This is a genomic window from Mesorhizobium sp. EU05-FHT14A09, assembly GCF_058790995.1.
The window spans coordinates 248131-258570 of sequence record NZ_JBYTDF010000007.1 but is presented as its reverse complement, the minus strand read 5'-3'; the positions used below and the strand labels follow the sequence as shown (position 1 = coordinate 258570).

The following is a 10440-nucleotide window of genomic DNA, read 5'->3' as shown; positions in this document are numbered from 1 at the left end:
CAAACGCAGCGTCACGGCCTGCTTCGCTTCTCAGCTCCCAGGCCACCAGAGTGTCGCTCACGCGGCTCTCTTGAATTCGTCCAACTCCGCGAAACCCAGAAGCGAACTTCTTCGTCGCCAGCAGCGTCGCCGCTGTCGTTGGTGAGCGGCATATAGGGGATGGCCTCTTCCGGTGTCAACAGCCGTTTGAAGATTTTTGCGATCTTCTCGATTTTTTTTAAGCCGAAGCGCCCGGAAGACGGTTCGCAATCAAGGGATTGTGGTTTGCCGGCGTCGGGCAACTAAAATGGCCGGCGCCGGAAAAATATGCCGCCGCCGGCGACGTCGCCTATTCGCTGTCCAGCCCGATATCGAGAATCGGAGCGCTGTGCGTGAGCCAGCCGATCGAGATGAGATCGACACCGGTCGCGGCGATGGCTGGAGCCGTGGCGGCCGTCACGCGGCCCGAAGCTTCGGTAATCACGCGGCCGTCGACCAGGGTCACCGCCCTGGCGAGCTGTTCGGCAGACATGTTGTCCAGCAGGACCGCATCGATGCCGGTCATAAGCGCGATCTCGAGCTGGTCGAGCGTATCCACCTCGACCTCGATCTTGACCATATGGCCGGCGCCGGCGCGTGCCAGCGCAATGGCGGTACCGATGTCGCCGGCGATCGCGATGTGATTGTCCTTGATGAGCACCGCATCGTCGAGGCCGAAACGATGATTCGCGCCGCCGCCAGCGCGCACGGCATATTTCTCGAGCGCACGCAGGCCGGGCGTGGTCTTCCGCGTGCAGACGATCTGCGCCTTGTGATCGCGCACAGTCTCGACGATCGCCGCCGTTGCGGTGGCAATGCCGCTCAGGTGGCACAGGAAGTTGAGCGCCACCCGCTCCGCCGTCAGCAAGGCACGCGCCGGCCCGCGGATCGTCGCGATGACCGTGCCGGCCGGAACATGGCTGCCGTCGCGATGAACCACTTCGAAAACGATTCGCGAATCGATCAGCCGGAAGGCGAGCGCCGCGACATCAAGACCTGCGATCACGCCTGACTGTCGCGCAGCAAGCGACATGGTCGCGTCGATATCGGCCGAAACGACGGCATTGGTCGTCACGTCGCCCGCCAGGCCGAGATCTTCCAGCAAGGCACTGCGCACCAGCGGTTCGAACAGGATCTGCGGCAGTGGCGTCAACATCTCAAGCTCTCCTTATAAGAGGCGCGGCCATTTCAGCGTTGGTGGCCGCGCTATCCAATGTCTCTGCCAGCGTCAGGCGAGACCGACGCGGCTGATTCTCCTGCAGGGGAAAGTCCGAGCGGCAATGCGCGCCGCGGCTTTCCTCGCGCCGAAGGGCGGCAACAGCGATCATCAGCCCGACAAGGGCCGGATCCGACGCAACGCCATCGGCTTCGACGAACGACAGCAGCGCCGCTATCGCGTCCCGCAGCGGGCGGCCGTCCCGCACGATGCCCAGCGCCCCGGACACAATGGGACGAATCAGCAGGGCATCCGGCGTCGGCGTTGCCTTCATCGCGAACAGGTGCCGGCGCACGCGCCGCGCGGCAGACGCGACGCTGCTGGCGACCTGCACGGCCGAAACCACCGCCTCGGTCAGGGAATTGCTGGCAAGGCGATTGGCGCCGTGCAGCCCGGTGCAGGCGACTTCACCGCATGCCCACAGACCGGCGATGGAACTGCGCCCTTCGGCATCAACGGCGACGCCACCCATATGATAGTGAGCGGCAGGCCGAACCGGGATCGCCTTGATCGACGGATCGATGCCGGCCTTGCGGCAAAGCGCTTCGATCGCCGGGAAGCGTCCGGCGAAGCGTGACCCGAGACATTGCCGCGTATCCAGGAACACGCGCCGCCCCGCGGCAAGCTCGCGCCACACCGCGCGCGCCACCACGTCGCGCGGCGCGAGTTCGCCGCCCGGCGTGTCGGCGAGAAATCGATGCCCACCTTCGTCGACGAGCACAGCGCCTTCGCCACGCACCGCTTCGCTGATGAGCGGCATCGGCCGTTGCGGCACGTCGAGCGCCGTCGGATGAAACTGCACGAATTCGAGATCGGCCAGCTCCGCCCCGGCGCGGGCGGCAAGCGCCAGCCCCTGCCCGAGCGAGCCCGACGGGTTGGTCGTATCGTTGAAAAGGCCGCCGACGCCACCGGTCGCGAGCACAACGCGGCCGCTGGAGAGCGTGAACGCGCCGCTCTTGCCCACGGCGACCACTCCGGCAATCGCGCCATCCTCGACAAGCAGCCGCCTGACCTCCACGCCCTCCAGGAGCGTGATCGACGATGCCTGCCGCACGGCCAGGGTCAGCGCCCGAACCAGCTCGCGGCCCGTGGCGTCTCCGGCGGCGTGCACGATCCGCCGGCGCGCATGCGCGGCCTCGAGCCCGAGCCGCGGGCTGCCGTCGGCCGCACGATCGAACATCACGCCCAGCCGCTCCAGGTTTGCGATCGCTGCAGGCGCTGCCCCGACGAACCGCCTGACGACCGCCTCGTCGCAAAGCCCGGCACCGGCGCCGAGCGTGTCGGCCAGGTGAAGTTCCGGATTGTCATCGGCGCCCAGGCTTGCCGCCATGCCGCCCTGCGCGAGCATGCTGGACGTCTCGGTGCCCAGCGGCGCCCTGGAGATCAGCACCACGGGTTCCGGCGCCAGGCACAGTGCCGCCATCAGGCCGGCCACGCCACTGCCGACGATGACCGGTCGGCCCTGAAGATCATCGATCGACGGCATCATATCGCAAGCATGCGCTCCACCGCCTGACGCGCCGCGCCCGCAACCTCGGGATCGATGGTCACGACGTGGCGGTTTTCTTCAAGCGCCGCGCGGATGTTGGCCAGCGTGATGCGCTTCATGTGCGGGCACAGATTGCAGGGGCGTACGAAATCCACTTCGGGATGGTCGACGGCGATGTTGTCGCTCATCGAGCATTCGGTCATCAGCACGACGCGCGACGGCTTGTGCCGACCGACATAATCCGACATCGCCGCCGTGGATCCAGCAAAGTCAGCCTCGGCGACCACCTCCGGCGGACATTCCGGATGGGCAAGCACGGTGACGCCGGGATGAGCTTCGCGCAATTCGCGGATGTCGGCAGGCGTGAAACGCTCGTGCACTTCGCAATGGCCTTTCCAGGCGATGATCTCGACCTTGGTCTGCGCGGCGATGTTTTGCGCCAGATATTCGTCGGGCAGCATGATGACGCGCGGCACGCCCAGCGATTCCACCACGGCCAGGGCATTGCCCGACGTGCAGCAGATGTCGGACTCCGCCTTCACCGCTGCAGAGGTGTTCACATAAGTGACGATGGGAACCCCCGGATAATTCTGCCGCATCAGGCGCACATCGGCGGCCGTGATCGAATCGGCCAGCGAGCAGCCGGCGCCGAGGTCGGGAATGAGCACGACCTTGTCCGGATTGAGCAGCTTGGCGGTCTCGGCCATGAAATGCACGCCTGCCAGCACGATGACATCGGCATCGACGGTCATCGCCCTCCTGGCGAGCGCCAGGCTGTCGCCGACGATATCGGCCACGCAGTGGAAGATCTCCGGGGTCTGGTAGTTATGCGCCAGGATAACGGCGTTGCGCTCGCGTTTCAGCGCCAGGATGGCATCGATGTCGCCGGAGAAAACCGGCCATTCCATCGGCGGGATGACACGTTGCACGCGCTGGTAAAGGGAAGCGGAAGGGGATGCGGCAAGCGCAGCGGAAGAGACAGACATCGGCACCTCACTTTATGCTCAATGTGAGTATATCACCGACATATGCTTACTATGAGCATAACTCCTGTCAAGACCTGGTCAGCGGCAATTTTGTCCCTGCGGCCGCGCGTTCGTCGAGAACGGCGTGACGGAAGCGGTAGAGCTTGGCCGGCCGTCCACCGGTGTCGGCGGTCGTCTCCCCGGTCTCCTCGACCAGTTCCTGCTGTTCGATCAGCCGGCGGAAGTTCTGTTTGTGGACCAGCCTGCCGGCAAGCGCTTCGACGACGCGCTGCAATTGCAGCAGCGTGAAGACTGGCGGCATCAGTTCGAACACCACCGGCCGGTATTTGATCTTCGATCGCAGCCGCGCGATTCCGGTGGCCAGGATACGGCGATGATCGGCGATCATGGCCGGGCCGGGTATCAGCACGGAGCCGCGTTCGTTGTGGCTGCGCGTCGCCTCTTCCACCAGCCCCACCTCGTAGAGCAGTTCGTAGCGCTGCAGGCAGAACTCTTCGTTCCACGGATGATCGTCGAAGCCGAAGGCGATCGCCGCCCTGCGCTGCCTTTCTTCGCGTGACGCGGCATCGGCGGCCCCGTTTGCCCAGACCGTCAGGTGTGGCTGGACGATTTCAGTGATCAGGGCGGGAACGCCGGCACGATGATCCTCCCATGGAAAGAAGTCGTACCAGCTGCGCCACGCGCGTTTCGCGGCAGCCGAAGAGTGATCCATGCGGGTCAGCGCCAGGTAGCTGATGGAAATCACCCGCTCGTGGCGCTCGTCGCCGATGCGGTCGCTGTCGGCGAATGTATAGAGTTGTTCGATATAGCCGAGCTGGTGGCTGGTCTGCTGTTCCACCCATGTCCTGAGGCCGAACTGCAGGGATCGGTGGCCAAGCTCGAACGGACCTGAAGGCAGCCCGTTGGCAACCCCGACGGTAAGGACGCGTGGCTCCTGGTCGGCAACGGCCACGACAACCGCAATGAGGCCCACATCGTGGTTCTTGCCGGCTGGCTTGCGCTTTCCTGTGTCTGTCATGCGATCCTGCATGGCTCCGAGGTCCGGTAGAAGATGACGGATCTTACCGGTCGATCCGCGTCGAGAGGATGATGGAAGACAGCGTGCGTTCCACGCCGTCCATTGCGCCGATTCGGTCTAGCAGCGCATCGAGATCGCTGATCGAAGCCGATTCGACCGTCACGATCATGTCGAAGCTGCCGCTGACCGAATGCAGGGAACGCACCTGGCCAAGCGCCCGCAGATCTTTCACGACGCGCTCGGCCGCTTTCGGCGCCACCGTCAGCAGCACATGCGCACGCACCAACCCCTGCTCGTAGTCAGGCGCCAGCCGCACGCCATAGCCAATGATGATGCCGCGCGCCTCCAGCCGTTCGATGCGGCTTTGCACGGTCGTGCGCGAAACGCCCAGCCTTCTGGCGAGCTCTGCGGTCGACGCGCGCGCATTTTCACGCAGCAGTGTGATGAGGTCTCTGTCGGCTTGGCTCAGCATTTTCCCACGTGACTTCGCATTCTGACGAGCAGCCTCGGCGATTTTGTCGAAAAGCGTCGGCGTTTTGTTCAATCGCACACTTCCATTCGTCAGGCAAACTGCGATTCCTGCCCTTGAAACATCCATAAGAAAGGGCTTGGCCATGAAGGAAATCGTTGTTGTCGGCGCGGGCAAGATCGGCTCGACCATTGCAGACATGTTGGCCGCGACCGGTGACTATCGTGTCACCATCGTCGACCGCTCCGCGGCGCAGCTCGCAGCACTTGAAGTTGGTGCCGGCGTGGCGACGGTGGAAACCGACATTGAAGCTGCCGGCGCCCTGGAAGCCGTGCTCGCCGGCAAGTTCGCCGTGCTTAGCGCCGCGCCCTTCCATCTCACCACCCGCATCGCGGAAGCAGCTGCTTCGGCCGACGTCCACTATCTCGACCTGACCGAGGACGTTGCCTCGACCCGTCGTGTCAAGGAACTGGCGAAGACCGCAAAGACCGCCTTCATTCCGCAGTGCGGCCTCGCCCCGGGTTTCATCTCGATCGTCGCCAACGACCTCGCCAGCCGCTTCGACAGCCTTGAAAGCGTGCGCATGCGCGTCGGCGCGCTGCCGCAATATCCGTCGAATGCCCTGAACTACAACCTGACCTGGAGCACCGACGGCGTCATCAACGAATATTGCGAGCCTTGCGAAGCCATCGTCGAGGGCGAGCTGATCGAAGTGCCGCCGCTGGAAGAGCGCGAGGAATTCTCGCTCGACGGCGTCACCTACGAGGCCTTCAACACCTCAGGCGGCCTGGGCACGCTGGCAGAAACCCTGAAGGGCAAGGTGCGCACGCTCAACTACCGCACTATCCGCTATCCGGGCCACGCCGCGATCATGAAGGCACTGCTCAACGACCTTGGCCTGCGCCATCGCCGCGAAGTGCTGAAGGACATCCTGGAAAATTCGCTGCCGGCCACTATGCAGGACGTGGTCATCGTCTTCGTGACCGTCTCGGGCCGCAAGAACGGCCGCCTGCTGCAGGAGACCTACGCCAACAAGGTCTACAGCCAGCGCTCCGGCCAGATCGTGCGCAGCGCCATCCAGATTACCACGGCCTCGGGCATCTGCGCCGTGCTCGACATGCTGGCTGACGGCACCCTGCCGGCCACCGGCTTCGTCAAGCAGGAAGACATCGCGCTCGACAGCTTCCTGGCCAACCGTTTCGGCCGCGCTTATGCGCAGCACGAACGCACCGACCGCCTGGCCAGCTGAGACGACGCCCGGCCCCACCCGGCCTGACCAAACAAAAACCCGCCGGCTGATCCCGGCGGGTTTTTCTTGAATGCATCGTCGCGACGAGAGCGCTTGCTCAGATATGCAATGCGTGCCCGAGCGCCTTGAGTGCCGCTTCCGGAAACGCCTCGCCCTGCGTTGGATGCGCATGGATCGTGCCGGCGATGTCTTCGAGGCGCGCGCCCATCTCCAGCGCCAGCCCGAATGCCGCGGCCAGTTCTGAAACGCCATTGCCGACGGCCTGTATGCCCAGCACCAGATGATTGTCGGCGCGCGCGACAACACGGACGAAGCCGCTCTCGCCGAGCTTGGTCATGGCGCGACCATTGGCGGTGAACGGAAACAGCCCGGTCTTGATCTCGCCGCCCAGGGCTTTCGCTTCCTCCGGCGATAATCCCACGCTCACCACTTCCGGATCGGTGAAACAGACCGCTGCAATGGCCCGCTTGTCCCAGCTGCGTTTGTGTCCAGCCACGATTTCGGCCACCATCTCGCCCTGCGCCATGGCACGGTGCGCCAGCATCGGCTCGCCGGTGACGTCGCCGATCGCGAAAACACCGCGCATCGAGGTGCGGCACTGTTCGTCGATGCGGATAAAGCGTCCACTCATATCAAGGTCGATCTGGTCGAGGCCCCAGCCTTCCGTCACAGGCTTGCGCCCGACCGTGACCAAAACCTTGTCGGCCTCGATCTTCACGTCCTTGCCGGCAGCCGTTTCCACCAGCAGCGCATCGCCCTTGGTCGAAAGACCCTTGGCCTTGGCCTCGGTCAACACCTCGACGCCAAGTTCCGCCAGCCGCTTGATCACCGGCTTGGTCAGTTCGGCGTCATATTGCGCAAGCAGGCGCGGCAGCGCTTCGACCACGGTCACTTTCGCGCCGAGCTTGGCAAAGGCCATGCCGAGCTCAAGGCCGATGTAGCCGCCGCCGACGATGGCGAGCCGCTCCGGCACCTTGTCCAGCGAGAGCGCTTCGGTCGACGAGATCACCGGACCGCCAAACGGCAGGAACGGCAGCTCCACCGGCGCCGAGCCCGTGGCGATGACCACGGTTTCAGCGCGGATCACCTGCAGCCCGGTCTCGGTTTCGACCTCCACGGTCTTGCCGTCGCGAAAGGTTGCCCAGCCCGAAACATGCTTGACCTTGGCCTTCTTGAGCAACCCGGAAACGCCGTTGGTAAGCCGGCTTACTATGCCGTCTTTCCAAGCGATGGTCTTGCCGAAATCGAGCGACGGAGCTGTCGTCGCAACGCCGAGGGGGCTGGTGCCCTCGGCCATGTGCGAAACTTTCTCGAACTCTTCCGCCGCATGGATCAATGCCTTGGAAGGTATACAGCCGATGGTGAGACAGGTGCCGCCCGGCTTCACCGCCTCGACGATGACGGTATCGATGCCGAGCTGGCCGGCACGGATGGCGCAGACATAGCCGCCGGGGCCGGCGCCGACAACGAGCAGTTTGCAGGAAATATCCTTCATTGCCCAAGTCCCCGCTTTTGAAGAGCAATTCCAGGAAAAGTGCCTAGCGGTTTTCCGTCCGGAATTGCGTCAAAACAAAAAACTAGAGCGTTTCCGCGTTTCCGTGAAAAACGGAAACGCTCTGGATTTGCTGGCTGATGATCGTGAGATGAACGCATGGTCAGTTGTCCACGAAGATCAGCGCAGGGGTTTCCAGAAGCGCCTTGATGCGCTGAACGAACACAGCCGCATCCCAGCCGTCGACGATGCGGTGATCGAAACTGGACGACAGGTTCATCATCTTGCGCGGGACGAACTGGGTGCCATCCCACATCGGCCTGACCATCATCTTGTTGACGCCGATGATCGCGACTTCCGGATGATTGATCACCGGGGTGGTCACCACGCCGCCCATGGCCCCGAGCGAGGTGATGGTGATGGTCGATCCGGAAAGTTCGTCACGGGTCGCCGTTCCATTCTTGGCGGCCTCGGCCAGGCGATTGACCTCGGCGCCGCAATCCCACAGGTCGCGCGCCTCGGCATGTTTCACCACCGGCACGACCAGCCCGTTTGCGGTCTGGGCAGCAATACCGATGTTGATGCCGCCATGCTGGTGGATGACACCGGCCTCGTCGTCGAACAGCGAATTGAGCAGCGGCTGCTCACCAATCGCCTTGACCATCGCCCGCATCAGGAAAGGCAGCAGCGTCAGTTTCGGCCGATCCGGGCGCTTCTCCTTGTTGAGGGCAGCGCGCAGATCTTCCAGCGCCGTCACATCGACTTCTTCGACATAGGTGATGTGCGGGATGCGCGATTTGGCGAGCTTCATCTTCTCGGCGATCTTGCGCCGAAGTCCGATGACCTTGATGTCCTCGACACTCTCGTTGCGCGAAAGACCGGTCGCCGGCCGCGCCGCCTGAGGTCCGCGGGCGAGGAACGCGTCAATATCCTCATGCCCGATCCGGCCCGCCGGACCGGAGCCGGCGACCTGGCGCAGATCGATGCCGGCTTCCTTGGCGCGAAGCCGCACCGCTGGCGACGCCAACGGCTTTTCGCCTTCCGGACGCGGCGCACCTCCGATCGACGCCGAAGGGCGCGACACGCTCTTCGCTGCCGCCGGAACTGGCGCCGGCCTGGCCTCGACCGGCTCCTTGCGCGCGAGTTCGACCGACGTCTCCTTAGCGATCGCGACCTTTGCTGGTTCCTCTGCCTGGCTGGCCGCGGCGGGCTTGGTATCGGCGACGGCCGTCACATTGCCTTCGCCAGCCACCTTCAGCCGCACGATCGGCGAGCCGATCGCCACGGTGTCGCCTATTTCGGCGCCCAGCCAGAGAATCTCACCGTCGACGGGCGACGGGATTTCCACGGTCGCCTTGTCGGTCATAACCGCCGCCAGAACGGTATCCTCGCGGACAAGGTCGCCGACCTTGACGCTCCATTCGACAAGCTCCGCCTCGGCCACGCCTTCGCCGACATCGGGCAACTTGATGACATACTCACCCATGTCAGGCCTCCATCGTGGCGATAAGCGCGCGACCGACCCGGCCCGGGCCCGGGAAATAGTCCCACTCCTGGGCGTGCGGGTAAGGCGTGTCCCAGCCGGCGACGCGCATGACCGGTGCTTCGAGATGGTAGAAGCAATTTTCCTGCACCAGCGACATCAGCTCGGCGCCGAAGCCCGAAGTCAGCGTCGCCTCATGCACCACGACGCAGCGACCGGTCTTCTTCACCGACTCCACGATCGTATCGAGATCGAGCGGCAGCAACGTGCGCAGATCGATGATCTCGGCATCGATGCCGGTCTCTTCAGCCGCAGCCTGGGCGACATAGACCATGGTTCCGTAGGCGAGCACCGTCACCGCATTGCCCGGACGGCGGATCACCGCCTTGCCGAGCGGCACGGTGTAGTGGCCGTCGGCGACTTCGCCGAGGTCATGCTTGGACCATGGCGTGACCGGCTTGTCGTGATGACCGTCGAACGGGCCATTGTAGAGCCGTTTCGGCTCCAGGAAGATGACCGGGTCCGGGTCTTCGATCGCTGCAATCAGCAGGCCCTTGGCGTCCGACGGATTGGACGGCACCACCGTCTTCAGTCCCGACACATGGGTGAACAGGGCCTCGGGGCTCTGGCTGTGGGTCTGGCCGCCGAAGATGCCGCCGCCCGTCGGCATGCGCACGACGATCGGGCAAGTGAAATCGCCATTGGAGCGATAGCGCAGACGCGAGGCCTCCTGGGTCAGCTGGTCATATGCCGGGTACATATAGTCGGCGAACTGAATCTCGACGCACGGTTTCAGACCGTAGGCGGCCATGCCGATGGCCGCGCCGACGATGCCGGATTCATTGATCGGTGCGTCGAAACAGCGGCTTTTGCCGTACTTTGCCTGCAGGCCCTGCGTGCAGCGAAAGACGCCGCCGAAGAAGCCGACGTCCTCGCCGAAAACAACGACACGTTCATCCAGCCCCATCGCGACATCCATGGCGTCGCGAATAGCCTCGATCATGGTCTTGCGTGCCATGG

The 10440-nt window shown here is 64.1% G+C and carries 10 protein-coding genes; 1 reads left to right on the top strand and 9 read right to left on the bottom strand.

All coding sequences use genetic code 11. The features are described 5' to 3' along the window. Positions 1-11: 11 nt before the first annotated feature. From AC3WTO_RS23010 to AC3WTO_RS22985, 6 genes are all read right to left on the bottom strand, one after another. A complete protein-coding gene (locus AC3WTO_RS23010; protein WP_492463237.1) occupies positions 12-281 on the bottom strand; it encodes a hypothetical protein in 270 nt (89 codons plus the stop codon). Between the two features lie 47 nt (positions 282-328). Beyond that, complete coding sequence (nadC, locus tag AC3WTO_RS23005; protein ID WP_492463236.1) at positions 329-1174, bottom strand: carboxylating nicotinate-nucleotide diphosphorylase; 846 nt, start codon at positions 1172-1174, stop codon at positions 329-331. 1 nt (position 1175) lies between these two features. Continuing rightward, the gene (locus AC3WTO_RS23000) at positions 1176-2723 is read right to left on the bottom strand and encodes an L-aspartate oxidase (protein ID WP_492463235.1); all 1548 of its coding nucleotides are present in this window, start codon (positions 2721-2723) and stop codon (positions 1176-1178) included. After that, entirely contained in the window at positions 2720-3709 is a 990-nt protein-coding gene (nadA, locus tag AC3WTO_RS22995; protein WP_492463234.1) for a quinolinate synthase NadA, read from the bottom strand. Before nadA ends, AC3WTO_RS23000 begins: the two co-directional genes overlap by 4 nt. A gap of 67 nt (positions 3710-3776) precedes the next feature. Then, positions 3777-4739 (bottom strand): NUDIX hydrolase, encoded by a 963-nt coding sequence (locus AC3WTO_RS22990; RefSeq protein ID WP_492463233.1) that lies wholly within the window; start codon positions 4737-4739, stop codon positions 3777-3779. Positions 4740-4770: 31 nt separating this feature from the next. Next, positions 4771-5199 carry an Lrp/AsnC family transcriptional regulator gene (locus AC3WTO_RS22985; RefSeq protein ID WP_129412399.1) on the bottom strand — a complete coding sequence of 143 codons (429 nt, stop codon included), beginning with the start codon at positions 5197-5199 and terminating at the stop codon, positions 4771-4773. Between the two features lie 136 nt (positions 5200-5335). Between AC3WTO_RS22985 and AC3WTO_RS22980 the strand changes: the two genes are divergently transcribed. Beyond that, positions 5336-6445 carry a saccharopine dehydrogenase family protein gene (locus tag AC3WTO_RS22980; protein ID WP_492463232.1) on the top strand — a complete coding sequence of 370 codons (1110 nt, stop codon included), beginning with the start codon at positions 5336-5338 and terminating at the stop codon, positions 6443-6445. Positions 6446-6542: 97 nt separating this feature from the next. On the opposite strand, the gene lpdA is transcribed toward AC3WTO_RS22980, so the two are convergent. The 3 genes from lpdA to AC3WTO_RS22965 all read right to left on the bottom strand — a co-directional run bounded on the left by lpdA (position 6543) and on the right by AC3WTO_RS22965 (position 10438). After that, on the bottom strand, positions 6543-7940 hold the full coding sequence (gene lpdA, locus AC3WTO_RS22975; protein ID WP_492463231.1) for a dihydrolipoyl dehydrogenase: 1398 nt from the start codon (positions 7938-7940) through the stop codon (positions 6543-6545). A gap of 160 nt (positions 7941-8100) precedes the next feature. Further along, a complete protein-coding gene (locus AC3WTO_RS22970; protein ID WP_492463230.1) occupies positions 8101-9423 on the bottom strand; it encodes a dihydrolipoamide acetyltransferase family protein in 1323 nt (440 codons plus the stop codon). A 1-nt stretch (position 9424) separates the two neighbouring features. Next, positions 9425-10438: an alpha-ketoacid dehydrogenase subunit beta gene (locus tag AC3WTO_RS22965; RefSeq protein ID WP_492463229.1), complete on the bottom strand. Its 1014-nt coding sequence runs from the start codon at positions 10436-10438 to the stop codon at positions 9425-9427. Between the last annotated feature and the right edge of the window lie 2 nt (positions 10439-10440).

Bases quoted from the DNA above. Each gene is read 5' to 3' on its own strand.
- lpdA (WP_492463231.1), bottom strand. From the start codon at position 7,940: ATGAAGGATATTTCCTGCAAACTGCTCGTTGTCGGCGCCGGCCCCGGC.
- nadC (WP_492463236.1), bottom strand. From the start codon at position 1,174: ATGTTGACGCCACTGCCGCAGATCCTGTTCGAACCGCTGGTGCGCAGT.
- AC3WTO_RS22970 (WP_492463230.1), bottom strand. From the start codon at position 9,423: ATGGGTGAGTATGTCATCAAGTTGCCCGATGTCGGCGAAGGCGTGGCC.
- AC3WTO_RS22985 (WP_129412399.1), bottom strand. From the start codon at position 5,199: ATGCTGAGCCAAGCCGACAGAGACCTCATCACACTGCTGCGTGAAAAT.
- AC3WTO_RS23000 (WP_492463235.1), bottom strand. From the start codon at position 2,723: ATGATGCCGTCGATCGATGATCTTCAGGGCCGACCGGTCATCGTCGGC.
- AC3WTO_RS22965 (WP_492463229.1), bottom strand. From the start codon at position 10,438: ATGGCACGCAAGACCATGATCGAGGCTATTCGCGACGCCATGGATGTC.
- nadA (WP_492463234.1), bottom strand. From the start codon at position 3,709: ATGTCTGTCTCTTCCGCTGCGCTTGCCGCATCCCCTTCCGCTTCCCTT.
- AC3WTO_RS22990 (WP_492463233.1), bottom strand. From the start codon at position 4,739: ATGCAGGATCGCATGACAGACACAGGAAAGCGCAAGCCAGCCGGCAAG.